The sequence below is a fragment of the Micromonospora sp. LOL_023 genome (genome assembly GCF_048060115.1).
Classification (GTDB): domain Bacteria; phylum Actinomycetota; class Actinomycetes; order Mycobacteriales; family Micromonosporaceae; genus Micromonospora_E.
The window spans coordinates 20,870-46,113 of record NZ_JBHMIM010000014.1 but is presented as its reverse complement, the minus strand read 5'-3'; the positions used below and the strand labels follow the sequence as shown (position 1 = coordinate 46,113).

The 25,244-nt window shown below is 71.5% G+C and carries 22 protein-coding genes; 11 read left to right on the top strand and 11 right to left on the bottom strand.

What is annotated here, in order from left to right; translation table 11 throughout:
- Window positions 1–86: 86 nt before the first annotated feature.
- Window positions 87–1,211, top strand: a complete 1,125-nt coding sequence (locus ACFHVL_RS10080; protein WP_416627192.1) for a sigma-70 family RNA polymerase sigma factor — start codon at window positions 87–89, stop codon at window positions 1,209–1,211.
- An 8-nt stretch (window positions 1,212–1,219) separates the two neighbouring features.
- Here ACFHVL_RS10080 and ACFHVL_RS10075 read toward each other — a convergent pair whose 3' ends face one another.
- Entirely contained in the window at window positions 1,220–1,801 is a 582-nt protein-coding gene (locus ACFHVL_RS10075; RefSeq protein WP_416627190.1) for a helix-turn-helix domain-containing protein, read from the bottom strand.
- Window positions 1,802–1,930: 129 nt separating this feature from the next.
- Between ACFHVL_RS10075 and ACFHVL_RS10070 the strand changes: the two genes are divergently transcribed.
- The 8 genes from ACFHVL_RS10070 (at window position 1,931) to atzF (ending at window position 10,225) form a co-directional block, all read left to right on the top strand.
- Window positions 1,931–2,584, top strand: a complete 654-nt coding sequence (locus ACFHVL_RS10070; RefSeq protein WP_416627189.1) for an SAM-dependent methyltransferase — start codon at window positions 1,931–1,933, stop codon at window positions 2,582–2,584.
- Window positions 2,584–2,862, top strand: a complete 279-nt coding sequence (locus ACFHVL_RS10065) for a DUF664 domain-containing protein (protein WP_416627187.1) — start codon at window positions 2,584–2,586, stop codon at window positions 2,860–2,862. Before ACFHVL_RS10070 ends, ACFHVL_RS10065 begins: the two co-directional genes overlap by 1 nt.
- A gap of 97 nt (window positions 2,863–2,959) precedes the next feature.
- Entirely contained in the window at window positions 2,960–3,682 is a 723-nt protein-coding gene (locus ACFHVL_RS10060; RefSeq protein ID WP_416627186.1) for a GntR family transcriptional regulator, read from the top strand.
- Window positions 3,679–5,259, top strand: a complete 1,581-nt coding sequence (locus ACFHVL_RS10055; protein WP_416627184.1) for an ABC transporter ATP-binding protein — start codon at window positions 3,679–3,681, stop codon at window positions 5,257–5,259. Before ACFHVL_RS10060 ends, ACFHVL_RS10055 begins: the two co-directional genes overlap by 4 nt.
- The gene (locus tag ACFHVL_RS10050; RefSeq protein WP_416627183.1) at window positions 5,256–6,314 is read left to right on the top strand and encodes an ABC transporter permease; all 1,059 of its coding nucleotides are present in this window, start codon (window positions 5,256–5,258) and stop codon (window positions 6,312–6,314) included. The genes ACFHVL_RS10055 and ACFHVL_RS10050 overlap by 4 nt, the downstream gene beginning before the upstream one ends.
- Window positions 6,311–7,222: an ABC transporter permease gene (locus ACFHVL_RS10045; RefSeq protein WP_416627181.1), complete on the top strand. Its 912-nt coding sequence runs from the start codon at window positions 6,311–6,313 to the stop codon at window positions 7,220–7,222. Before ACFHVL_RS10050 ends, ACFHVL_RS10045 begins: the two co-directional genes overlap by 4 nt.
- A gap of 18 nt (window positions 7,223–7,240) precedes the next feature.
- Window positions 7,241–8,416 carry a BMP family ABC transporter substrate-binding protein gene (locus tag ACFHVL_RS10040; protein WP_416627180.1) on the top strand — a complete coding sequence of 392 codons (1,176 nt, stop codon included), beginning with the start codon at window positions 7,241–7,243 and terminating at the stop codon, window positions 8,414–8,416.
- Window positions 8,417–8,515: 99 nt separating this feature from the next.
- On the top strand, window positions 8,516–10,225 hold the full coding sequence (atzF, locus tag ACFHVL_RS10035; protein WP_416627178.1) for an allophanate hydrolase: 1,710 nt from the start codon (window positions 8,516–8,518) through the stop codon (window positions 10,223–10,225).
- On the opposite strand, the gene ACFHVL_RS10030 is transcribed toward atzF, so the two are convergent.
- The 4 genes from ACFHVL_RS10030 to ACFHVL_RS10015 form a co-directional block, all read right to left on the bottom strand.
- The gene (locus ACFHVL_RS10030) at window positions 10,197–10,946 is read right to left on the bottom strand and encodes an arginase family protein (RefSeq protein WP_416627177.1); all 750 of its coding nucleotides are present in this window, start codon (window positions 10,944–10,946) and stop codon (window positions 10,197–10,199) included. The genes atzF and ACFHVL_RS10030 overlap by 29 nt on opposite strands.
- Before the next feature lie 244 nt (window positions 10,947–11,190).
- Window positions 11,191–12,015: a carbohydrate ABC transporter permease gene (locus ACFHVL_RS10025; RefSeq protein WP_416627175.1), complete on the bottom strand. Its 825-nt coding sequence runs from the start codon at window positions 12,013–12,015 to the stop codon at window positions 11,191–11,193.
- Complete coding sequence (locus ACFHVL_RS10020) at window positions 12,012–12,941, bottom strand: carbohydrate ABC transporter permease (RefSeq protein WP_416627173.1); 930 nt, start codon at window positions 12,939–12,941, stop codon at window positions 12,012–12,014. Before ACFHVL_RS10020 ends, ACFHVL_RS10025 begins: the two co-directional genes overlap by 4 nt.
- On the bottom strand, window positions 12,941–14,224 hold the full coding sequence (locus tag ACFHVL_RS10015) for an extracellular solute-binding protein (protein ID WP_416627172.1): 1,284 nt from the start codon (window positions 14,222–14,224) through the stop codon (window positions 12,941–12,943). The genes ACFHVL_RS10020 and ACFHVL_RS10015 overlap by 1 nt, the downstream gene beginning before the upstream one ends.
- Before the next feature lie 267 nt (window positions 14,225–14,491).
- On the opposite strand from ACFHVL_RS10015, the gene ACFHVL_RS10010 reads away from it, so the two are divergent.
- Complete coding sequence (locus tag ACFHVL_RS10010) at window positions 14,492–16,117, top strand: glycoside hydrolase family 43 protein (protein WP_416627171.1); 1,626 nt, start codon at window positions 14,492–14,494, stop codon at window positions 16,115–16,117.
- 41 nt (window positions 16,118–16,158) lie between these two features.
- Here ACFHVL_RS10010 and fabG read toward each other — a convergent pair whose 3' ends face one another.
- The 5 genes from fabG to ACFHVL_RS09985 form a co-directional block, all read right to left on the bottom strand.
- The gene (gene fabG, locus ACFHVL_RS10005; RefSeq protein WP_416627170.1) at window positions 16,159–16,917 is read right to left on the bottom strand and encodes a 3-oxoacyl-ACP reductase FabG; all 759 of its coding nucleotides are present in this window, start codon (window positions 16,915–16,917) and stop codon (window positions 16,159–16,161) included.
- An 83-nt stretch (window positions 16,918–17,000) separates the two neighbouring features.
- On the bottom strand, window positions 17,001–18,275 hold the full coding sequence (locus ACFHVL_RS10000; RefSeq protein ID WP_416627169.1) for an MFS transporter: 1,275 nt from the start codon (window positions 18,273–18,275) through the stop codon (window positions 17,001–17,003).
- 20 nt (window positions 18,276–18,295) lie between these two features.
- A complete protein-coding gene (locus tag ACFHVL_RS09995; protein WP_416627167.1) occupies window positions 18,296–18,571 on the bottom strand; it encodes a MoaD/ThiS family protein in 276 nt (91 codons plus the stop codon).
- A gap of 2 nt (window positions 18,572–18,573) precedes the next feature.
- The gene (locus tag ACFHVL_RS09990) at window positions 18,574–19,674 is read right to left on the bottom strand and encodes a WD40/YVTN/BNR-like repeat-containing protein (RefSeq protein WP_416627165.1); all 1,101 of its coding nucleotides are present in this window, start codon (window positions 19,672–19,674) and stop codon (window positions 18,574–18,576) included.
- Window positions 19,675–19,757: 83 nt separating this feature from the next.
- The gene (locus ACFHVL_RS09985; protein WP_416627164.1) at window positions 19,758–20,294 is read right to left on the bottom strand and encodes a hypothetical protein; all 537 of its coding nucleotides are present in this window, start codon (window positions 20,292–20,294) and stop codon (window positions 19,758–19,760) included.
- A gap of 325 nt (window positions 20,295–20,619) precedes the next feature.
- Here ACFHVL_RS09985 and metH point away from each other — a divergent pair, with 325 nt between their 5' ends.
- Window positions 20,620–24,237, top strand: a complete 3,618-nt coding sequence (metH, locus tag ACFHVL_RS09980) for a methionine synthase (RefSeq protein WP_416627323.1) — start codon at window positions 20,620–20,622, stop codon at window positions 24,235–24,237.
- Between the two features lie 105 nt (window positions 24,238–24,342).
- On the opposite strand, the gene ACFHVL_RS09975 is transcribed toward metH, so the two are convergent.
- A complete protein-coding gene (locus ACFHVL_RS09975; RefSeq protein ID WP_416627162.1) occupies window positions 24,343–25,239 on the bottom strand; it encodes a hypothetical protein in 897 nt (298 codons plus the stop codon).
- Window positions 25,240–25,244 lie beyond the last annotated feature (5 nt).

Sequence of the window (25,244 nt, the reverse complement as noted above, 5' to 3'; positions counted from 1 at the left end):
CGGGAGGGTGTACGGCGTGGGCCGGCGGAACTCATCGGTCGTCGCCGGACCTGCCCGGCCGAGCGGCGGCCCGTATCGTCGGGCGGGTGACACCGACCTCGACCAGCGACGCGGAGCGGCTGGAGCTGTTCCGTGTCGAGCTGACCGGCTACTGCTACCGCATGCTCGGCTCCGGTTTCGAGGCCGAGGACGCGGTCCAGGAGACGATGGTCCGCGCCTGGCGTTCGTTCGACCGGTACGACGGGCGACGCGCCTCGCTGCGTACCTGGCTCTACTCGATCGCGACCAACGTCTGCGTCGACATGCTGCGCAGCACGCAGCGGCGGGCGTTGACCATGGATCTTGATCCGGCGGCGCAGGCCGGCGGTGGCCTCGGCCCGCCCGTGCCGGAGCGGGCCTGGGTGCTGCCGGTCCCGGACGGCCTGGTCGTGCCGGTCGACGCGTCCCCGGAGAGCGTGGTTCTGCAGCGTGAGTCGCTGCGGCTGGCGTTCGTCGCCGCGCTGCAGCACCTGCCGCCCCGGCAGCGGGCAGTGCTGATCCTGCGCGACGTGCTCTGCTGGCGGGCCGACGAGGTCGCGCAGCTGCTGGACAGCAGCGTCGCGTCGGTGACCAGCGCGCTGCAACGGGCGCGGGCGACGCTGCGTACCGCCGCCCCCGATCCGGGGGAACCGCTACGGCCGGCCGACAGCCGGCAACGCGACCTGCTCACCCGCTACTGCACGGCGTTCGAGCAGCATGACGTCTCGGCCCTCGTCGCGCTGCTGCGCGAGGACGCCACGATGACCATGCCGCCGTTCCGGTGGTCGCTGCGGGGTCGCGAGCACATCCGGACCGCGTTGCTCGACCCACGGTCGGGCTGTGCCGGCGCGCGGCTGCTGCCGACCGCCGCGAACGGCTCGCCGGCGTTCTGGCAGACCCGGCCTGGCCCGGCCGGGCACGTACCGTTCGCCCTGGTCCTGCTGGACGTGCTCGACGGCCAGGTCGCCGGCATCACCACGTACCTCAACGTCGATCGGCTGTTGACGCTGTTCACGCCAAACGATGACGATTGGTGCGAGACGGAGTACCTGTCCCGGGGTGCCAACGGTCGTGAGCTACGCCGCCGGATCGGAGAGATGGAAGCGGGCGCGGGCGTCCGGCGCGAGTTGATCGAGCCCGACGATGAGACCAGTGCCGCTGCGCTGGGCGGCAACCCGATGCGCCTTCGATGACCCTGATGTCAGTTGGTCGGCACCGGCGACAGGTGGGCGCGTTCGCCCTGAGCGCCGAAGAGGGTGAGCGTCTCTGCCGGTTGGGCGTCGGCACTACCGATCCAGTGCGGCGTACGGGTATCGAACTCGGCGGCCTCACCCGGGTCGAGCTGGAACTCCTGGTCGCCGAGGACGAACCGGACCCGCCCGTTGAGCACGTAGAACCATTCGTACCCGTCGTGGGTCTGCAGTTTCATCGTGGGTGACCTACCGGCCGGCGGGTAGATCACCTTGTAGGCCTGGACGCCGCCGGCCCGCCGGGTCAGCGGCACGATGGTCAGCCCGGAGCGGCGGATGGGCCGCAGGTGGATCCGTGGGTCGCCGGTGGGTGGGGCCGCGACCAGGTCGTCGAGCGGTACGCCGTGTGCCCGCGCCAGCGGCAGCAGCTGTTCCAGCGTCGGGCGGAGCTTGCCGTTCTCCAGGCGGGACAGCGTGCTCGTGGTCAGACCGGTCTCCTCGGCCAGGCCGGCCAGGGTGACGCCGCGTGCCCGGCGCAGGGCGCGCAGCCGTGGCCCGACGCCGGCGAGGACGTCCGCTGCGGTGACGTTCATGGTACCCATGATGCGGATCGGCAACTTCTCTTGCAACATGCGCACAGCATTCGGGAGGCTGTCCGCAGCGGTGACGGGCGGATTCGAGCTGTACCGCACACCACAGTTCTGCGCATAAGGAGAAGACCGATGGATGGATGGCAGGGTCCGCAGTTGGACGCCGGCCCCGAGTCGTTCTGGGAGGAGCTGCACCGCAACCTGGCCGCCTCGGCCAAGCCGCCGAACCAGCGACTCGTCGAGATCGCCGAATCGCTGAGCCCTGGCATGGCCCTGGATCTGGGGTGCGCTGCCGGCGGCGACGCCATCTGGCTCGCCGCCCGTGGCTGGCGGGTCACCGCCGTGGACATCTCCGCCACAGCGGTGGAGCGCGTCGTGGCGGCCGCCCATGAACGCGGCCTCGGCGACCGGGTCACCGGCGAACGGCACGATCTGGCGCACAGCTTCCCGACCGGCACGTTCGACCTGGTCAACGCGCAGTACTTCCACACGCCGTTCGCGCTGGACCGGGCCGCGGTGCTGCGTACCGCCGCGCAGGCCCTGCGGCCCGGCGGCCGGCTGCTGATCGTCGACCACGGCTCCACCGCGCCCTGGTCGTGGAACCAGGACCCGGACGCCCACTTCCCTACCCCGAACGAGGTGGCCGACGGCCTCGATCTCGATCCTGGGCGGTGGCGGGTGCTGCACGCGGACATGCCGCAGCGACGGGCCACCGGGCCGGGCGGTCAGACCGCGATGGTCACCGACAACCTGCTGCTCATCCAACGCGCCGAAGGGGACGGCTGATGCCAGCAACGGAGCGGCCGACGTCACCGAGGCCACGGCGCAGGCGCAAGGACACCGGGCCGGCCTGGACCGCGCCGGGTGAGCAGGCCACCCTGGTGAGCTTCCTGGACTACCTGCGCGACTCCATCGCAGGCAAGGTCGCCGACGTGCCGGAGCCGCAGGTCCGCACCGCCGGGGTGCCCTCCGGCACCAGCCTGTTGGGGCTGATCAAGCACCTGGGTCACGTGGAGCGGTTCTACTTCCTCGGTGAGCCGATCGACGGCTCCACCGGCCGCTGACCCACATGCACGGGATCGGTCCGATTTGCCCGCCGTCGCGTCGGGCTGCTTACCGCCGCGAAACATCAGCGAAGCACAGTGCTCCTACGGTCCGACCATGGATCCGGCGTTGGATACAAGACTGGACACACCTCCGCGGACGCAGGCCGGTGAGCACGCCTACACCGAACTGAAGCGGCGGCTGCTGGTCGGTGACTTCCCGCTGCGGATCCGGCTCGGCGAGGAGCGGCTGGCCACCCTGCTGTCGGTGTCGCGTACCCCGGTCCGGCAGGCCCTGGCCCGGTTGCACGCCGAACGGCTCGTCGAACGCCTGCCGGACGGCGGCTACGTGCCGGCGGCGTCCAACCTGGTCGAGGTCCGGCAGCTGTACGAGGTGCGCCGCGCGTTGGAGCTGGCGGCACTGCACCGGCCGGTCGAGACAGGTGAACCACACGATCCGGCCGTCGTCGAGCCGCTACGCGACGACTGGCTGGTGCTGCGCCGCGACACCCCCGAACCGGATCCCGGGTTCGTGCTGCTCGACGAGAGTTTCCACGTCCGGCTGGCCGAGGCCACCGGCAACAACTCTCTCGCCGGGATGCTCGGCGTGGTCAACGAACGCATCCGGGTGGTCCGGATGCACGACTTTCTTTCCGCCGAGCGGATCGACCGGACGATCACGCAGCATCTCGGCATCCTGGAGGCCGTCCTCGGTGGCGACCTCGACACCGCGCACCGGAGGTTCACGATGCACCTGGGGGAATCCGTCGCCGTTGTCGAGCAACGGGCCGCGCAGGCCCTGACCCGGATGATGGCCGTCGAGACGAGAGGGTTGTCATGACCGCCACACTGGCGGTGGCCAGCCCGACCGCGTTGCTGTCCGTACGCGGCCTGACCTGCCGGTTCGGCGCGGTCGTCGCCAACGACGGCGTCGACTTCGACGTCGCGCCCGGCGAGGTGCACGCCGTACTCGGCGAGAACGGCGCCGGCAAGAGCACGCTGATGAAGCTGATCTACGGCGTGTACCGGCCGGACGCCGGTGAGCTGCGGGTGGACGGCGTACCGGCGGCGATCGACTCGCCGGCGGCGGCCCGCGCGGCCGGCATCGGCATGGTCTTCCAGGACCTGCGGCTGATCCCGGCGTTCACCGTCACCGAGAACATCGCGCTCGCCCTGCCCGGTCGCGGGGTGCGGTTCAACCGGCGGGCGCTGTCCGCGCGGATCGCCGAGCAGGCCCGGCGGTACGGCCTGCCGGTGCAACCGGACGCGCTGGTGGCGCACCTGTCCATCGGGGAACGCCAGCGGGTGGAGATCCTCAAGGTGCTGATGGCCGGGGCGCGGCTGCTGATCCTCGACGAGCCGACCAGCGTGCTGGCCCCGCAGGAGGTCGACGCGCTGTTCGCCGCGGTGCGGGCGCTGCGGGCCGGCGGCCTGTCGATCGTCATCATCACCCACAAGCTGGCCGAGGCGCGGGCGATCGCCGACCGGGTGACCGTGCTGCGCGGCGGTCGGGTGGTGCTGCGCAACGCCGACCCGACCGCGCACACCGACGCCGAACTGGTCGAGGCGATGGTCGGCCGATCGGTGCCGGGCCTGGCCAGTCATCGCCAGCCGCCGGACCCGCAGGTGGCACCGGTGGTGCGGCTGCGCGGCGTCGACGTCACCGGGGACCGGGGTGCCCCGGCGTTGCGCGCGGTGGACCTGGACCTGCGCCCGGGTGAGCTGGTCGGGGTGGCCGGGGTGGCCGGTAGCGGGCAGCGCGAGCTGTGCGAGGTGATCCTCGGCGAGCGTCGGGTCGCCGCCGGCTCGGTCCACATCGGTGCCGTCGCGGTGCACGGCCGGCCCCGGCAGGCCCTCGCCGCCGGGGCGGTCGGGGTGCCGGAGGATCCGCTCACCGACGCGGTGGTGCCCGGGTTGACCGTCACCGAGCACATGGCGTTGGCCGATCTCGGCGCGGTCCGCCGGGGTCTGGGCATCGACTGGCGGGCGGTGACGGCCGACGCGGCGCGGCGGGAGGAGCAGGCCGGACTGCGGATGGCGGCCGGGCACCGGGTGGTGGCCGAGCTGTCCGGCGGCAACGTGCAACGGGTGCTGCTGACCCGGGCGCTGGGCGCGCCGGCGACGGTGTTGGTGGCCGCGTACCCGAGTCGCGGCTCGGACATCGCCACCACCCGGCGGACCCAGGAGCTGCTGCTGGAGCAGCGCGACGCGGGGGCGGCGGTGCTGGTGGTCTCGGAGGATCTGGACGAGCTGCTGGCGATCAGCGACCGGATCGCGGTGCTGCACAACGGGGAGCTGGCCGGGGTCGTGACACCGGCGAGCACCGACCGGTACGCGATCGGTCAACTGATGCTGGGCGGCAACCACGCCGGTGGTGGCAGCGGCAACGACGCTGCGGGCGGGAGTGACCTGAGGTGACCGACACGTTGGTGCGCCCCGCCCCCGAACAGGCAAAAACTGTCGACAATCGAGCGAAACTGTGGCTGCGGGTCGTCGTCGCCGTACTCGCCGCTCCGGTGATCTTCGGCGCCTTCGCCGCAGCCAAGGGCGTGGACCCGGTCGCCATGTACGCCGACATGGTGACGTCGCTGGTCGACCCGGCCCAGGCGCAGACCGTACTGGTGCGGGCCTCGGTGCTGGTGCTGGCCGCGCTCGCGGTCGCCGTACCGGCCCGGGCCGGCCTGCTCAACGTCGGCGGCGAAGGTCAGATCGTGATCGGCGCGGTCTGCGCCGCCGGCGTCGGCCTGGTCACCGACCAACGCCTACCCGGCCCGGTGGTGCTCGCCCTGATGATCGTCGCGGCGATGGTCGGCGGCGCGGCGTGGGCCGGCATCGCCGCCGGCCTGCGGCTCGCCGTCAAGGTCAACGAGGCGATCACCACGCTGCTGATGAACTTCATCGCCATCGACATCATGCTGCTGCTGATCTACGACCCGTGGAAAGACGCCTCCGGCTTCGGCCAACCCGCCAGCCGGCCCCTGGAAGACACCGCCCGGCTGCCGCTGTTCGTGCCCGGCGGCACCCTCAACACCGGCATCGTCGTCGCCGCCATCGCGCTGGTCGCCATCTGGTGGCTGCTGGCGCGCACCGGCTGGGGATTCCGGCTGCGGGTCGTCGGCGGCAACCCGGAAGCGGCCCGCCGCGCCGGCCTACGGGTCGGCACCCTGCTGGTCACCTCGATGCTCGTCGGCGGCGCACTCGCCGGCCTGGCCGGGCTGGTCCACTTCGCCGGTACGGAGTTCAAACTGCGCCCCGGCATGACCGCCAACTTCGGCTACGTCGGCTTCCTGGCCAGCTGGCTGGCGCTGCACCGGCCGCTGCGGGTCGCGTCAGCCGCATTGCTGCTGGCCGCGATCGCGATGGCCGGCGACAGCCTGCAGATCGACGCCAACCTGCCGGCCGCCTCGGTCAACGTACTGATGGCCATCGTGCTGCTGGTCGTGCTCGGCTTCACCCGAAGGAGCAAGAAGTGATCGTCGACGTCCTCACCGGCGGGGTGCGCGGCGGCACCGCCATCCTCTACGCCGCCCTCGGCGAGACCATCGCCGAACGCGCCGGGGTGATCAACCTCGGCACCGAGGGGAGCATGCTCACCGGCGCGCTCGCCGCCTACGCCGTCACCGCCGAGACCGGCAGCCCGTGGGCCGGGGTGCTGGCCGGTGCCGCCGCCGGCGGCCTGCTCGCCCTGGTGCACGCGGTGATGGTGCTCGGCCGGGCCGCCAACCAGCTGGCCACCGGCCTGGTCGTGCTCTTCCTCGGCCTCGGGCTGACCTCGATGTTCGGGGCCGCGTACGTCGGCCGGGCGATCAGCCCGTTCCAGCCGTACCCGGTGCCGCTGCTGGCCGACATCCCCTGGCTGGGGCCGATCTTCTTCCAGCACGACCCCCTCGTCTACGGCTCCTACCTGCTCGCCCCGGCGATCTGGTGGCTGCTGTACCGCAGCCGGGTCGGGCTGACCATCCGGGGTGCCGGCGAACGCGGCGAGGTGCTCACCGCGTACGGGCACTCGCCGCAACTGGTGCGCTACCTGGCCGTGGTGACCGGTGGGCTGCTCGCCGGGGTCGGCGGCGCCCACCTGTCGACTGCGTACGCCACCGCCTGGTTCGAGAACATGACCGCCGGCCGGGGCTTCATCGCCGTCGCCCTGGTCATCTTCGCCGCCTGGCATCCGCTGCGCGCCGTCGGCGGGGCGTACCTGTTCGGTGCCGCCCTCGCCCTCTCCCCCGCCCTGCAGGCCCGGGGCCTGGGCTTCAACCAGTTCGCCCTGGACGCACTGCCGTACCTGGTGACGATCGCCGCACTGGTGCTACTCGGCCGCCGACGCAGCAACGCCGCCCCTGAAGGACTTTCCCGGGTCTTCGAACTGACCCCCGCCAAATAGATCACCGGAGGAACCCAGATGAGCATCCGAAGACTGTCCCGCCGAGGCGTGCTGGCCGCCACGACAGCCACCGCGCTGGCCGCCGTGCTGCTGGCCGGCTGCGCCACCAACACCACCACCACCGCCGCGTCGACCGGGGAGACCGCCGAGGCCCCCGGCACCGGCGGCACCGCGATCGGCTTCATCTTCGTCGGACCCAAGGACGACTACGGCTACAACCAGGCCGCGTACGAGGGCAGCCAGGCCGTCGCCGCCGCCTACCCGGATCTGGAGGTGCTGACCGCCGAGAACGTGCCGGAGGACGACAACGCCACCCGGGTGATGGAGAGCATGATCCGCAAGGGCGCGAAGATCATCTTCGCCACCTCGTACGGGCACAAGGACCCGGCGCTCAAGGTCGCCGCCGCCAACCCCGACGTGGTGGTGCTGCAGCAGGGCAACATCGTCGACGGCGACCTGCCGCCCAACTTCGGCACCTACTTCGGCACCGTCTACGAGCCGGTCTACCTGGCCGGCATCATCGCCGGCAGGACCACCAAGACCAACAAGCTGGGCTACGTCTACGCCTTCCCCATCTCGCAGACCCTGGACAACATCAACGCGTTCCAGCTCGGCGCCGCCTCGGTCAACCCCGAGGTCAGGACATACGTCGTGAACACCTCCAGCTGGTGCGACCCGGCCAAGCAGGCCGAGGCCGCCAAGAGCTTGATCACCCAGGGCGTCGACGTGATCAGCCAGCACCAGGACTGCACCGCCACCATCATCCGCACCACCGAGGCGGCCGGCGCCTACACCGTCGGCTACCACGCCGACGCCACCGAGTTGGCGCCCACCGGCTGGCTCACCGGCTCCGAGTGGGACTGGGGACCGCTCTACACCACGATGGTGCAGACCATCCTGGACGGTGACTTCACCGGCAGCGAGTACAACGACAACTTCCGGGTCGGGCTCAAGACCGGCGACAACCCGTTCGTGCAGTCCGCGTACGGCCCGGCGGTCAGCGACGAAGCCAAGGAGCTGGTCGAGCAGGCCAGGGTGAAGATCAGCGCCGAGGACGGTTCGCCGTTCGCCGGGCCGGTCGTCGACCAGGCCGGCACGGTGCGGGTGCCCGCCGGCACCGTCCCCGACTACCAGACCATCGAATCGATCGACTACTTCGTCGATGGTGTCGTCGGGCAGATCCCCTCGTCCTGACCAGCCCCGGGGGTACGGCAGTTGTGGCGCGGCGTCCCGCGCCGGCCCCGGCCAGCCGTGCCCCCGGCCATCCCTACCCGCCGCTGGAGGACTCCCCCCGTGACACCGACCGCACCGGACGCGGTTGCCGCGACCCGCGACGTCCACCGGGCCGCCGACCCCGACCAACCGATCTGGATCACCCTGCTCGACCCGGCCGAGGTCGCCGACGCCGCCGCCCGGGTCGATCCGGCCGCCCCGCTGGCCGGCACCACCGCCGCGGTCAAGGACAACCTGGACCTGGCCGGGCACCCCACCACCGCCGGATGTCCCGCCCTGGCCGACCGGCCCGCCGCATCGACGGCAACCGCGGTACGCCGCCTGGTCGACGCCGGCGCCGTGATTCTCGGCAAGACCAACCTCGACCAGTTCGCCACCGGCCTGGTCGGCACCCGCAGCCCGTACGGCGCCTGCCACAGCGTCGCCAGTGCCGCACACGTCAGCGGCGGCAGCAGCTCGGGCAGCGCCGTCGCCGTCGCGACCGGGCTGGTGCCGGTGGCGTTGGGCACCGACACCGCCGGCTCCGGCCGGGTGCCGGCCGCTTTCAACGGCATCGTCGGGGTGAAGCCGACCCGTGGCCTGATCTCCACCGCCGGGGTGCTGCCGGCCTGCGCCTCGCTGGACTGCGTCACCACCTTCACCCGTACCGTCACCGAGGCCCGACCGGCGCTGGCCGCGCTGACCTGGGCCGACCCGGACGATCCGTGGTCACGGCCGGTGCCGGCCCGGCCGCCGGCCGGGATCGCCGCCCGGATGCGGGCGGTGGCCGTGCCGGACCGGCCGCTCGGCCTCGATCCGGCACACGAGGTCGCCTGGCGGACGGCGCTGACCCGGCTGCGGGCCGTCGCCGCGCACGTCGTCGAGGTCGACGTCACCGCGTTCCTGGACGCCGGCCGGCTGCTCTACGAAGGTCCGTGGCTGGCCGCCCGGTGGGCCGCCTTCGGCCAGCTCCTCGAACCGGACGGGCCGCACCTCGACCCGACCGTGTGCGACATCGTGCGTCGAGGGCGGGACGTGCCCGGCGCCGACGTCTTCGCCGGACTGGACCGGCTCGCCGCGCTGCGCCGCCGCACCGAGCCGATCTGGTCCGACGTGGACGCCCTGCTGCTGCCGGTCACCCCCGGCCATCCCACGCTGGCCGAGGTCGCCGCCGACCCGGTCGGGGTCAACGCCCGGCTCGGCCGGTTCACCAACTTCGTCAACCTGCTCGACCTGTGCGCGGTGGCGGTGCCGGCCGGCCAACGACCGGACGGGCTGCCGTTCGGCGTACAGCTGATCTCGCCGGCCTTCGCCGACGCCCCGCTGCTCGACCTCGCCGCCGCCTGGTGCGGCGAGCCGGTCGCGGACGCCGCCGACGACCTCACCGGGTCGATCGCGGTCGCGGTGGCCGGCGCGCACCTGACCGGCCTGCCGCTCAACCCACAGCTGGTCGGACTCGGTGGGCGGCTGGCGTACCGGGCCCGCACCGCGCCCGGCTACCGGCTGTACCGGCTGGCCGGCCCAGGGCTGCCCCGACCAGGGCTGGTCCGCACCGGTGACGGACCGGCCGGCGGGATCGCCCTCGAGGTGTGGCAACTGCCGCACCAGGCGGTCGGCGCGCTGCTGGCCACCGTGCCGGCCCCACTCGGGCTCGGCTCGGTCGAGTTGGACGACGGCAGCCGGGTCGCTGGTTTCCTCGCCGAGCAGCACGGCGTACGGGACGCGGTCGACGTGAGCGCCGCCGGTGGCTGGCGCGCCGCCGTCAGGCCAGTCGGCCCAGGATCTCCTTGACCAGCGGGCCGAGCCGGGCGGCGGCGCCGTGCCCCGGATCCCAGGTGCAGGCGACACCGACCGCGACGACCCGACCGGTGTCCAGCACCGCGGTCACCGCGTCGGCGACCTCGGTCAGGTGCGGCCCGTCAGCTGCCGGGAAGCACAGCCCGGGCAGGTCCACCGGATCGACGACGTCGGCGTCCAGGTGCAGGTAGATCGGCCCGTCCGGCAGCTGTCCGGGCACCTGACCCACTGGGCAGCGGCGGATGGCCGAGCCGCGCAGGTGGTCGACCTCCGCCGGGTCGAGGTCGCGGCCGTCGGCGAGCAGAACGTGCTCCTCGGCGACCGGCCGCAGGCCGAGCGTCGTCGCGATCAGCTCCGGCCGGTGACCGGTCAGCAGCCGCAGCGGCATGCCGCCGAGGTAGCCGCTGGTCGTGGTCTCCGGCGACTGCAGGTCGCCGTGGGCGTCGAACCACACCACCGACGGTTCGACACCGCCGCGCTGCAGCCCGGCGACGACCCCCAGCGACGTGGTGCAGTCACCGGAGAGGACCACCGGACGTCGGCCGGCGGAGACGGCACCGCCGACCGTCACCGCCACCGCCCCGTACAGCCAGCCCATCCGGGTCCACGGATCAGCGTCCGGCAGGGCCAGCATCACCGTCGTCTCCGCCGGTCCCGGCACGTCCAGCTCGGGCAGGTACTCGTCGAGGTGGTAGGGCACCAGGATGCTCGTCACCCGGACAGACTACCGTGGACCTTGTTCTCCACAGGGGACAATCGCGGTCAGGAGACCGGTGCCAGCCCGGTCCCCAGCACGGTTTCAGCCCGCTTGACCAGGTGGTATCAGCCGTGCAGTCCGGCGTTTCGCCGGTTCGCGAGGGCCGGACAACCGTCCGGCGGCTGAGCGGTCCCGCCGACCGGTCCCCGCCGGCAGACGAACGTCAGCTCGTGTTGATCAATTCGCACGGGGTGCGGAACGGTCAGCCCTTGGTGGAGCCGGCGGTCAGTCCGCCGATCAGCTGCCGCTCGGCGATCGCGTAGAAGGCCAGCGCCGGCACCATGGCCAGGACGACGTACGCGAGCACCTTGGCGCTCTCGTCGGCGTACTGGCCCTGGAACTGCTGCACGCCGACCGGGATGGTCCACCAGCTGGGGTCGTTGAAGACCACCAGCGGAAGCATGAAGTTGTTCCAGCTGGCCACGATCGCCAGCACCGACACGGTGGCGATCGCCGGACGGGCCATCGGCAGCAGGATCCGCCAGAAGAAGCCGAACGGCGTACAGCCGTCGAGGATCGCCGACTCCTCCAACTCCCCCGGGATCGCCCGGAAGAACGACCGCAGGATGATGATCGTCACCGGGAGGCCGAACGCCGCCTGCGGCAGGATCACCCCGAGTGGATTGTCCAGCAGACCCAGGCTGCGAAGCAGGATGAACAGCGGCAGGATCGCCACCGCGAACGGGAACATCAGCCCGATGGTGAAGAACAGGAACAGCAGCTCCCGCCCCCGGAAGGCATAGCGGGCGAAGACGAACGACGCCAGCGCCGCCACACCGACCACGATCAGGGCGGTGGCCACCGCGATCATCGTGCTGTTGAACAGCTCGCGCCAGAACGTACCGGAGCCGAGGATCTCGACGTAGTTGTCCGGGATCCACGGCGACGGCAGGCCGAACGGGTCGTTCGCCAGTTGGAAGTTGTCCTTGAAGCCGCCGAGCCCGGCGAAGGCGATCGGTACGACGATCACCAGACCGACGATGACCGAGATGACGTGCAACGACAGGGTCCTGAGTCGTGCGCTCACCGCTGGGCCCCCATGTTCGTCATGGCTCCTTCGAGATCACGGCGAAGCACGAAACGTTGGTACAGCACCGCGAAGAACAGGCTGATCAGGAACATGGTGATGCTGATCGCACTGGCGTAACCGACCTCGAACCGTTGGAAGCCGTACTGGAACATCGTCACGGCCATGGTCTCCGAGGCGTGCAGCGGGCCACCGCCGGTGAGCACCCAGACCAGGTCGAACAGCTGGATGGTGCCGATCACCGCCAGGAACAGCGAGATCCGGATGGTCGGGGCCAGCAGCGGCAGGGTGATGTGTCGGAAGGTCTGCCAGCCACCGGCGCCGTCGGTCGCCGCCGCCTCGTGCAACTCCTTGGGGATGTTCTGCCGGCCGGCGAGCAGCAGGATCAGGTGGAAGCCGAAGTACTTCCAGGTCATCACGAGGAAGACCGAGTAGAGCACGGTCGACGGGTCGGACAGCCAGGTGGAGCTGAGGTGCCCGAGGCCCACCACCGTGAGCAGCTGGTTGGCCAGGCCCCGGTTCGGGGAGAAGACCATCGTGAACAGGACCGCAGTGATGACCTCGGACAGTACGTACGGGGCGAAGAACAGCAGCCGGTAGAGGGCCCGGCCGCGCAGCTTCTGGTTGAGCAGCAGGGCCAGGCCGAGGGCCAGCGGCAACTGCACGGTGACCGACAGCACCAACAGGGTCGCCCCGCGCCGCAGGTCGCCAAGGAAGATCGGGTCGTCGAGCAGCCGGACGAAGTTGTCCAGCCCGACGAAGTCGGTGGGCAGACCGCCGAAGCCGTTCCAGCGGAAGAGGCTGGTGTAGCCGGCCAACAGGATCGGCGTGATCACCAGCAGCCCGAACAGCGCCAGGGCCGGGAGCAGGAACAGGCCGATGGTGATCCGGTCGGTGATCCGGCGCCGCCGCAGGCTGCGGTCCATCAGCGTTGCGCGACGGTGGTGACAGAATCGGCGACCTGCTCGGGGGTGGCTGTGCCGGCGATCAGCTCGGCGACCCGGTCGTTGACCTCCTGCCCGACGGCGGGGGCGTACGCCTGGTCGAGGTAGAGCTGGAAGCCGGTGGCCTGCGCAAGGGTATCGGCGACCAGGGCGAGGTTGGGATCCTCGATGGCGTCCTCGGCTCCGATGGTGACCGGCAGGAGCGCCCCGGTGGCGACGGCGCGGCGTTGCTTGTCGACCTGGCTGACGAACTCGAGGAACCTGATCGCCGCTGGCGGTGCCTCGCGACCGATCGCGAACCCGCCGCCGCCGCCGAAGGCGTCGGTGACCAGTCCCCGGCCGCCCTCGACCGCCGGGAAGGGGAAGAAGCCCAGATCATCGCCGATCCCGCCGTCGACCCCGGACGCGTCGGCCTGGACAGTCGGTGCCCACTGCCCCATCAGCTCCATCGCCGCCTGGCCGTTGCCCATCGCGGCACCCTGGCCGTCGGGGCTACCGTAGCTGGCGCCGAGGAAGCCGGGCTGGAACGGCTCGAGCGCGGCCAGTTCGGCCAGCCGCCGACCGGCGTCGATGAAGGTCGGGGTGGTGAAGTTGTTGTCCTCGCCGGCCTGGGTGAGCGCCTCGATTCCGCCGATCCGCATCGCCAGGTACGCCCAGTAGTAGTGACCGGGCCACTTCTCGCCACCGGCCAGCGCGATCGGGGTGACGCCGGCGTCCTTGAGCCGGCGGACGACCTCCAGGTACTCGGCCCAGGTGGTGGGCGGGGTGTCCACTCCGGCGTCGCTGAACAGCGCCTTGTTGTACCAGAAGCCGATCATGCCGATGTCGAACGGTACGCCGTACAACTTGCCGTCGATCTCGTACGGCAAGGTCGCGGCCGGGGTGAGGATGTCCCGCCACGGGGCGACCGCGTCGGTGATGTCCTGGCACAGCCCGGCGTCGATCTGCTGACCCAGTACGCCACCGCCCCAGGTGTGGTAGATGTCCGGCGGGTTGCCGGCCTGGGTGACCGTGGTGAGCCGGGCCTTGTACGCCTCGTTCTCCAGCGGGGTGATGTTGATGCTGGTCCCGGGGTTCTCCGCTTTGAATTCCTCGGCGAACGCCGCCCAGACCGGCAGCATCGGGTCGGTGTTGTGGATGTGCCACCAGTCGATGGCGGAGCTGTCGCCTTCGGAGTCGCCGCACCCGCCGAGGGCGACCGCGCCGACGCCAAGGCCGGCGAGGCCGAGCAGCGACCGACGGGTGAGGTGTATCGGAGTCGTCACGTGCCGTCCCCTCAGGTGGGCGGCACGGGATGCAGACGTACCGCCAGTGGATGCCAAGGAATAGATCTCTGTCCCCGAAAATTTCACCATTTGATCGACGAACATCACAGTGATGTTGGGCACGTTACGACGGCGGCAACGTCCGGTCAAGACCCAACCTTTGTGGTCCTGAACCGTCCGTCACGGCCACCCGCGAAGTCCTTGCCGATGGCATACTTTCCGGAAAACTCTCGAAAGACAGGCGTCGTCAACGCACGGAGGACCCGAATGCCGACCGATACGACCGAAGTGGCCACCTCGGCCCGGGTCATCACCAATCCCGTGCTGCGCGGGTTCTACCCCGATCCGTCGGTGCTGCGCGTCGGCGACGACTTCTACCTGGCCACGTCGACCTTCGAGTGGTACCCGGGGGTGACCCTGCACCACTCCCGGGACCTGGTGCACTGGCGTGCGCTGCCGGGCGTACTCACCGAACGCCGGCTGCTCGACCTCACCGGCGCCGGTGACTCCTGCGGGGTGTGGGCACCCGACCTGACGCACGCTCACGGCCTTTTTCACCTAGTTTACAGTGATGTGTCCAGCTTCGCCAGCGGCTACTGGGACCCGCAGAACTACCTGATCACCGCCGCATCGATCGACGGACCGTGGTCCGACCCGGTGCGTTTGCACGCCCACGGATTCGACGCGTCGCTGTTCCACGACGCCGACGGCAGCAGCTGGCTGCTGGCGATGACGGCCGATTGGCGGCCGGGCCGCGACCGGTTCGGCGGCATCGAGATCCAGCGCTACGACCGGGCCGCCGGACGCCTGGTCGGCGACGCGGTCACCATCTTCACCGGTACGCCGACCGGACTCACCGAGGGCCCGCACATCTACCAGCAGGACGGCTGGTACTACCTGGTCACCGCCGAGGGCGGCACCAGCTGGAAGCACCAGGTCACCGTCGCCCGGTCCCGGTCGCTGCACGGACCGTACGAGGCCGACCCGCAGGGCCCGATGATCACCTCGGCCGGGCACCCCGAACTGCCTCTGCAGAAGGCCGGCCACGGCAGCCTGGTGCAGACCCAGCGCGGCGAGTGGTACCTCGCGCATCTGGTCGGCCGGCCGTACACCCCGCTCGGCCGCTGCGTGCTCGGCCGGGAGACTGCCATCCAGCGCGTCGACTGGTCGGCCGACGGCTGGCCACGGGTCGCCGGGCAGATCCCCGCCGAGCAGGTGCCCGCCCCGGACCTACCGGCGCACCCGTGGCCGGCGGAGCCGACCACCGACGACTTCGACGCCCCGGCGCTCGGCCCGCGCTGGTCGACCCTGCGCCGGCCGGCCGGGCCGGAGTGGGTCGACCTGACCAGCCGGCCGTCACACCTGCGGATCGTCGGCGGCCAGTCCCCCGTCGGCCGGCAACGCCCCAGCCTGGTGGCCCGCCGGGTGACCGCGACGAACTGCGTCTTCGAGACCCTCGTCGAGTTCCGCGCGGCCACCCCCCGCCAGCTCGCCGGGGTCACCGGCTACTACAACACCGAGAACTGGCACTACGTCTACCTCACCCGCACCGACGAGGGCCGGCAGGAGTTGCAGCTACTCAGCTGCGACAGCGGCCGACGCCGGGCGTACCCGCAGATCCACATCGACGTCACCGACGTGGACCGGCTCGGGCTGCGGGTCGTCTTCGACGGCCCGGTGCTGCGGTTCGGCTACCACCTGGGCGACCACTGGCAGGAGGTTCCGGTGGAGCTCGACGCGACGATCCTGTCCGACGAGTACGCCGCCCGGATGACCGACGGCGAGCCGGAGGCCTGGGGTTTCACCGGCGCGTTCGTCGGCCTGTGGGTGCAGGACATCGGCAACGACGGCGGGTACGCCGACTTCGACCACGCCACCTACCGGGAGCTGTGAGCCGCCGGGCCAGCGGCCCGACGGGGTACGGCGGCGTCGACTCAGCGGGCGCCACCGTTGACGTAGAGAGTCTGACCGCTGACGTAGGACGCGTCGTCACTGGCGAGAAAGGCGATCACCGCGGCGATCTCCGCCGGCTGCCCGACCCGGCGCAGCGGCGTCTGCTCGGCCACCTGCCGGCGGTGCTCGTCGCGGTCGACGCCGATCCGGTCGGCGACCGCGGCGGTCATCGGCGTCGCCACGTAGCCGGGTGCGACCGCGTTGACGTTGATGTCGTACGGCCCCAGCTCGATCGCCAGGGTCGCGGTGAGACCCTGCACCCCGGCCTTGGCCGCGGCGTAGTTGACCTGGCCGCGGTTGCCCAGCGCGGACCGGCTGCTCAGGTTGACGATCTTGCCGTACCGGGCCGGGACCATGTGCCGCTGCGCCGCCCGGCAGCAGTGGAACATGCTCGATAGGTTCGTCCGCAGCACCGCGTCCCAGTCGTCGACCGGCATCTTGAACAGCATGTTGTCCCGGGTGATCCCGGCGTTGTTGACCAGGATGTCGATCCGACCGTGCTCGGCCACCACCCGGTCGATCATGGCGTCGACGGCCACCGGGTCGGTCACGTCGCAGCCGACGGCGACGGCCGCGCCACCGGCGGCGACGATCTCGTCGACCGCCGACTGGGCCCGCTGCACGGTCAGGTCGACCAGCACCACCGTGGCGCCCTCACCGGCCAACCGCCCGGCGGTAGCGGCTCCGATGCCCTGCGCGGCTCCGGTGACCACGGCGACCCGGTTGGTGAACCTGTCCATCGAGCGACTCCTTCGACGCGGCGGGGCACCGGCGGGGGATGTTCGCCGGTGCGGACCATTGTGCCGGTACCGGCGAACGACGGTCAGGGGGTCGGTTCCCGGGCGTCGTAGCGGGCGAAGGCGGGCTGGTAGCGGGCCAGCGCCGCCAGCACCAGCAGGCAGGCCGCCCCGCCGGCGACCGCCGCCAACGCCTCCCCGGTCAGCTGCGCGGTGGCGCCGAGCAGCAGTTGGCCCAGCTGCGGGCCGCCGGCGACCACCACGATGAAGACCCCCTGCAGCCGGCCGCGCAGCGCGTCCGGGGTGGCCGCCTGCAGGATCGTCATCCGGAACACCGAACTGACCGCGTCGGCCGCGCCGGCCAGCACCAGCACCGCCACCGCCGCCCAGAGCAGCGGATGCGCGCCGCCGCCGGCAGCCGGGCCGGGCGAGGCCGCGACGACCAGCCCGAAGGCCACGATCGTCGCACCCCAGGCCGCCACCGACACCAGCACCGCCAGACCCTGCCGCCGGACCGCACCCAGCCGGCCGGAGAGCAGGTTGGCCACGACCGTGCCGAAGGCGATCGCGGCGCTGAGCACTCCGACGGTGGTCGCCCCGCCGCCGATCGCCACCGCCCCGATCGCCGGGAACAACACCCGGGGCATCGCGAACACCATCGCCGCCAGGTCGACCAGGAACGTCATCCGTACGTTGGGCCGGGTGCCGAGGAACCGCAGGCCCTCCCAGACCGAGGCCAGCCCGGCCCGGCGGACCTCGCCCTCCGGTGGGATCGACGGCAACGCCACCAGAGTGACCAACGCCACCGCCACCAGCGTCACCTCCACCAGGTAGGTCCCGGGATAGCCCCACCAGCCGACGAGGACTCCGGCGAGCAGCGGCCCCACCGTGTACGCCAGCCCCATCGACAGGCCGGTGAGGGCGTTCGCCGCCGGCAGCAGGCCGATCGGTAGCAGTCTCGGAACGATCGCCGTCCGGGCCGGGTTGTTGACCGCGAACAGCCCGTTCTGCACGGCGACCAAGCCGTAGAGCAGGGCGACGCTGCCGACGTCGTACCAGGCCTGGGCGGTGAACCCGACGCCGACCAGCAGCAGGCCGGTCGAGGTGGTGACCACCACCCGACGCCGGTCGTACGCGTCGGCGATCGACCCGCCGTACAGCCCGAACGCGACCAGCGGGACGAACGCGAACAGGCCGACCAGGCCGACGTTGAACGTCGAGCCGGTGATGTCGTAGACCTGCAGGCTGACCACGACGGTGGTCAGGCCGGTGCCGATCGCCGACAACGAGGTGCCCAGCCACATCCGGCGGTACGGGGCACTGGCCCGCAGCGGGCTCAAGTCGATCAGAAGGCGGGGCACTCACGGCATCATGCCGCAGGTCAGCCGCCGGCCACCGAGGGGATCACCTGCACCTGGGCACCGTCACCCACCGCAGTGTCGAGCCCGCCGGTGTGTCGGTGGTCGACACCGTCGACGTAGACGTTCACGTACCGCCGCACCTGGCCCTGCTCGTCGCGGACGCGGCGGGCCAGCCGCGGCCACCGCCGGGTCACCTCGTCGAGGACCGCCCGCAGGGTGCCGCCCGCCTCGATGGTGAGCTGGGACTGGCCGCCGCTGTCAACTCGCAGCGCCCCCGGCACCAGCAGCGTCACCACGGTCACACCACCGCGGCCCGGACGCAGAGCACGTCGGGCAGGCCGGTGACGACGGCCCGCCAGGTGTCGCCCTCGTCCCGGCTGGCGTAGACGTCCCCGCTACGGGTGCCGAAGTAGACGCCGGCCACCGGCGCGTCGTCGACGGTGAGGGCGTCACGCAGCACCGCCGGATAGTAGGGATGCTGCGGCAGCCCGTCGGTGAGTGCCTGCCAACTCCCCCCGGCGTCGGCGGAGCGGTAGATCCGGCACCGCTCGTCGACCGGGAACCGGCGCTCGTCGGCGGCCAGCGGAAAAGTGTAGATCACCCCGGGTCGGTGCGGATGGGCGACGATAGGAAAGCCGAAGTCGCTGGGCAGCCCGTCGGCGATCGACGTCCAGGTGGCCCCGGCGTCGTCGGAGCGGTACACACCGTGGTGGTTCTGCAGGTAGAGCCGGTCCGGGTCGGCCGGGTCGCGGGCCACCTTGTGCACGCACTGGCCGAACTCCGGCCATTCGTTGGGCAGGAAGTACGCGCGGATGCCGGTGTTGCCCGGAGCCCAGCTGGCACCGCCGTCCGCGGTGCGGTAGACGCCGCCGGTGGACATGGCCACCAGCACGGTGGCGGGATCCCGCGGGTCGGGCAGGATCGTGTGGATCGCCTGGCCGCCGTAGCCGGCGTCCCAGTCCGGCCGGTGCGGGTGCTCCCACAGCGGCCGGACCAGGTCGAAGCTGACGCCGCCGTCGGTCGACCGGAACAGCGCCGACGGCTGGGTGCCGGCGTAGACCACCCCAGGCTCGGCGGCCGACGCCGGGGCGAGCTGCCAGACCCGCTCCAGCGGGGTCTCCGTGTCAGCGGGGAAGGCGACCGGGGGTTGCTCCGGCTCGGACCACGTGCGCCCGAGGTCGTCGCTGGTCGCGACGCTGGGGCCGTAGTGCGAGCTGGCCACCGAGGCCAGCAGCCGGGGCACCGCCGGACGTCTGTCGATCGCCACCGCGTACACCGCGGTCATCGGGAAGTGTGGCCCGCTGACCTGCCAGCCGCGCCGGTCGTCGGCGCTGGTCGCGAGGAACAGGCCCTTCTCGGTGCCGACAGCAAGCAGCGCCCCCGCATGGTCGGTCTCCATCTCACCCTCCCGGTCGTCGGCTGGTTCGCCTGGGCGCGCGCTGCGCCCGTACGACCGGGAGTATGCCTAGGTGGACCGACAGTTCAGGGCGACTCGGCGTCGCCGGGGAAGGGAAAGCCGTACCGGTCGGCGTGCTCGGGGTTGGTCGGATCGATCTGCCGCAGGCCGTCGTCGGCCAGCCGCTTGTTGATGTCGTCGAGGTGCTCGCGGACCAGCCGGGCCTCCTCGTCGGTGATCTTCCCCCGGTGTGGTTTACCGGCGTGCTCCAGACTCGCGTAGTCGATCCGGTCGGTCGCCTTACGGACCGTCTTGGCCGGCTTGACCCGCTCGGCGGTGCGCAGCAGCTGTGCCATCGGCACGTCGGTGGCGAGCGCGTCGAACTCCCCGGCGGTCAACACCACCCGCCGGGGCTCACCGTCGCCGTGCCGGTCGTGGATCTCCACCACGGCGACGTCGAGCGCCGCGTCGTCGAGGCTCTCCACCTCGTCCGCCCGTGCCTCCAGCCGCACCGGCCCGGCGACCAGATCGGGGTGTTCGAGCACGACCACTCGCACCACCTCGTCGTCCGGCTCCAGCACGGCGCCGGTGAAGTCGGAGACGTACACCGTCTTCCTGCCCATTTCGCTACATCTCCCGTCGGTCCGGTGGCCGCCCCGGCACGGTGGCGGCCCAGCCGGTCAACGAAGCTACCCGACAGGTGTGCGAACAACGCAACACCCGTGGCCGCCGGTGTGTCCGGCCGGCCGCGGGTAGACTCCGACGGAGGCCGAGAGGCGCTGCGACGGGCTGCGGGGTGCCCGCCACGCTCGGCCGCGGTCACGGCCCGCGTCGATGGGGACGTGTTCACTGGTCAAGGGCGCCTCCGGATTTCACGGAGGTGGTCAGGTGGGAAATTTGTCACGCACCAGCGACAGCGGGCGGGCCGTCAGCGACAGCGAGCGCGCACTGCGGGAATTGCTCGGTCAGCGGATCGCGGTACTCGACGGTGCCTGGGGCACCATGTTGCAGGGTGCGCAGCTCACCCCGGACGACTACCGCGGCGACCGGTTCGGTGACCATCCCCGCGACGTCACCGGCGACCCGGATCTGCTCAACCTGACCCGCCCGGACGTCATCCTCGACGTGCACCGGCAGTACCTGACCGCCGGGGCGGACATCACCACCACCAACACCTTCACCGCGACCAGCATCGCCCAGGCCGACTACGGGCTGGAGGCGTACGTCAAGGAGATGAACGTCCGCGGCGCGCAGCTGGCCCGACAGGCCGCCGACGAGTTCGGCGGACGGTTCGTCGCCGGCTCGATCGGCCCGCTCAACGTCACCTTGTCGCTGTCGCCCCGGGTGGACGACCCGGCCTACCGGGCGGTCACCTTCGACCAGGTCAAGGCGACGTACGCCGAGCAGATGACGGCGCTGGCCGAGGGCGGCGTGGACCTGCTGCTGATCGAGACCATCTTCGACACGTTGAACGCGAAGGCGGCGATCGCGGCCGCCCGGGAGGCGGTCCCGCACCTGCCACTGTGGATCTCGGTGACCATCGTCGACCTGTCCGGCCGGACCCTGTCCGGGCAGACCGTCGAGGCGTTCTGGCGCTCGGTCGAACACGCCGACCCACTGGTCGTCGGGGTCAACTGCGCGCTGGGCGCGGCCGAAATGCGCCCGCACGTGGCCGAGCTGGCCCGCATCTCGGGCAGCTATGTCGCCTCCCATCCGAACGCCGGCCTGCCGAACGCGTTCGGCGGCTACGACCAGACCCCCGAGGAGACGGCCGCGCTGGTCGGCGAGTTCGCCAGCGCCGGTCTGGTCAACATCGCCGGCGGCTGCTGCGGCACCACCCCGGCGCACATCGCGGAGATCGCCCAGGCGGTCGCCGGCAACGCGCCCCGGGTGGTGCCCCAGCCGACGCAGGCGAGCCGGTTCAGCGGGCTGGAGCCGTTCGAGATCGGCCCGGACACCGGATTCGTGATGATCGGCGAGCGGACCAACGTGACCGGATCGGCGAAGTTCCGCCGGCTGATCGAGTCCGGGAACTTCCAGGGTGCCGTGGACGTGGCGTTGGACCAGGTCCGGGGCGGGGCCAACCTGCTCGACGTGAACATGGACGCCGACCTGCTCGACAGCGAGCAGGCGATGGTCACCTTCCTCAACCTGATCGCCACCGAACCCGAGGTCGCCCGGATCCCGATCATGATCGACAGCTCCCGGTGGAGCGTGCTCGCGGCCGGTCTCACGTGCGTGCAGGGCAAGGCGGTGGTCAACTCGATCAGCTTGAAGGAGGGCGAGGAGGCATTCCTCGACCAGGCCCGGCAGATTCGCGAACACGGGGCCGGCGTGGTGGTGATGGCCTTCGACGAACAGGGACAGGCCGACACCACGCAACGCAAGGTCGACATCTGCGCCCGCGCGTACGACCTGCTCACCGGCAAGGCCGGCTTCGACCCCACCGACATCATCTTCGACCCGAACGTGCTGGCCGTCGCCACCGGCATCAGCGAACACAACGGGTACGCCAAGGCGTTCATCGACGCGCTGCCGCTGATCAAACAGCGCTGCCCCGGTGCGCGCACCAGCGGCGGCATCTCCAACCTGTCGTTCTCGTTCCGCGGCAACGACGTGGTCCGCGAAGCGATGCACTCGGCGTTCCTGCTGTACGCGGTCCGCGCCGGGCTGGACATGGGCATCGTCAACGCCGGTCAGCTCGCCGTCTACCAGGACATCCCGGCCGACCTGCTGGAGCTGGTCGAGGACGTGCTCTTCGACCGCCGGCCGGACGCCACCGACCGGCTGGTCAGCTTCGCCGCGACCGTGTCGGGCTCCGGCACCAAGCGGGCCGTCGACCTGTCCTGGCGGGAGGCGCCGGTCGCCGACCGGCTGTCACACGCCCTGGTGCACGGCATCGTCGACTTCATCGAGGACGACACCGAGCAGGCCCGGCTGCAGGCCGCCCGGCCACTCGACGTCATCGAGGGCCCGCTGATGGACGGCATGAAGGTCGTCGGCGACCTGTTCGGCGCCGGCAAGATGTTCCTGCCGCAGGTGGTCAAGAGCGCCCGGGTGATGAAGCGGTCGGTCGCCTATCTGGAGCCGTTTCTGGAGGCGGAGAAGGCGCAGGCCCGCCAGGACGCCGCCGACGCCGGCACCGAGTTCGACCCCAGCGGCGAGCGCGGTCCGGGCACCGTCGTACTGGCCACCGTCAAGGGTGACGTGCACGACATCGGCAAGAACATCGTCGGGGTGGTACTCGGCTGCAACAACTACCGGGTGATCGACCTCGGCGTGATGGCGCCTGCCGCCAAGATCCTCGACACCGCGGTCGCCGAGAACGCCGACGCGATCGGGCTCTCCGGGCTGATCACCCCGTCGCTGGACGAGATGGTCACGGTCGCCGGTGAGATGCAGCGCCGCGGGCTGAAGCTGCCGCTGCTGATCGGCGGGGCGACCACCTCACGGCAACACACGGCGGTGCGCATCGCCCCGGCGTACGAGGGCAGCACGGTGCACGTGCTCGACGCCTCCCGGGTGGTCGGGGTGGTCTCCGACCTGCTCAGCGCCGACCGGGTCGACAAGTACGACAGCGACAACCGGGCCGAGCAGGAGCGGCTGCGTGCGCAGCACACCAATCGGCGGCAGCCGCTCCTCACCCTGGCCCAGGCCCGGGCCAACCGGGAGCCGGTCTCCTTCGACGACCTGCCGGTACCGGCGTTCACCGGCGTGCGCTACGTCGAGCCCAACCTCGAAGAGCTACGGCCGATGATCGACTGGCAGTTCCTCTTCCTCGCCTGGGAACTCAAGGGCAAGTATCCGGCGATCCTCGACCAGCCGGTCGCCCGGGAGCTGTTCGACGACGCCACCGAGATGCTCGACCAGATCATCGCGGACGGTTCGCTGCGGGCGCGCGGCGCGTACGGGTTCTGGCCTGCGCGCTCCGACGGCGACGATCTGGTGATCACCGACGGGTCGGGGCTGCCGGTGCCGCTGCCGATGCTGCGCCAGCAGACCACCAAACCGACCGGTCGGGCCAACCGCTGCCTCGCCGACTACGTGGCACCGGCCGGGGACCACCTCGGCGGCTTCGCGGTCGGCATCCACGGCGCCGAGGAGTTGGCCGGCACCTACGAGGCCGCGCAGGACGACTACCGGGCGATCATGGTGAAGGCGCTGGCCGACCGGCTGGCCGAGGCGTTCGCCGAGCACCTACACCTGCGGGCCCGCCGGGAGTGGTACGAGCCGGACGCCGACCCGGCGATCGCCGACCTGCACGCCGAACGGTTCCGGGGAATCCGGCCGGCGCTGGGCTACCCGGCCAGCCCGGACCACAGCGAGAAGTGGCAACTGTTCGACCTGCTCGACGCCGGGCAGGCGGGGATCGCACTGACCGAGTCGGCGGCGATGACCCCGGCGGCGAGTGTCAGTGGGCTGCTCTTCGCCCATCCGGCGTCGCGCTACTTCACGGTCGGCCGGATCGGGCGGGACCAGACCGAGGACTACGCCGCTCGGCGCGGGATGCCGCTGGCCGAGGTGGAGCGCTGGCTACGGCCGAATCTCGGCTACGAGACCGACTGAGTCAGCCAGCCGAGGCTGAGTGGACAGCTGAAGCCAGGCCGGCCGGGGTACGTGGAGTCCCGCTCCACGTACCCCGGCCGGAATCGCCACGCCGGCTGGGGAGGGTCAGCGCGCCGCGGCGATGGTCGCGCAGTCCGCCTCGTCCGGCAGCAACGGCCGCAGGGTGACGGTCCAGCGCTTGTCCCCGGACATCCACGGCGTGGCGGTGGTCGCGTCGCTGGCGACCGTCCGCAACTGCTCCAGCTCTGCCCCGGTGACCGTCACGCAGCCGAGTTCGAGATTCTCCGACAGCGACGCGCCGGGCAGCGCCGGGCCGGGCCACGCCACCTCCGGCTGGCTGACGTCGACCGATTCGTCGACGGCCGCCCACGGCTCGGCGACGGCGGCGATCGCGTGGGCCACGTACGGCTCGGAGTCCTCCGCCGAGGTGCCGATCCCACCGGACAGGTCGGTCAGCGAGTCGGCGAAGCTACGCAGCTTGTCCCTGGCCGCGGTCTGCTCGGCGGTCAGGCCGGTATCACCGCCGAGCCCCTCGCCCGCCTCGCCCAACGCGTAGACCTCCAGCTCATCGATGCCGGCGGCGGTCCGTACGGTGAACCGGGTCGACGTGGCATCGGCCACCGGCGGAGTGCCCAGGTCCGGCGCCGAGCCGACACCGGCGGCCAACGCCTGCTTGACCAGGTCGTCGACCTGCTCGGCGCTGATCACCTGCACCAGCAGGTTCGGCATCGCCGGTCCGGGATAGATCATGACGGTGGGCCCCTGGGTGATCACCCGGCCGTCGGCGTAGACGCTGACCAACGGCAGCCGGGTCGCCAGCGCCGTCGGGGTGGTGAAGCCGCCGGTGTAGTCCACCCGCAGCACGAGCGCGTCCCCCGAGAGCGCGGACCCACCAGCGCCGGCATCATCCGCGGAATCCGTACCGCTGGCCTGGGCGCACGCGGTGGTGAGCAACAACAGGGAGGCGGCGGTCGCCGCCACCCGAACACCTCGATAAGTCATCATAC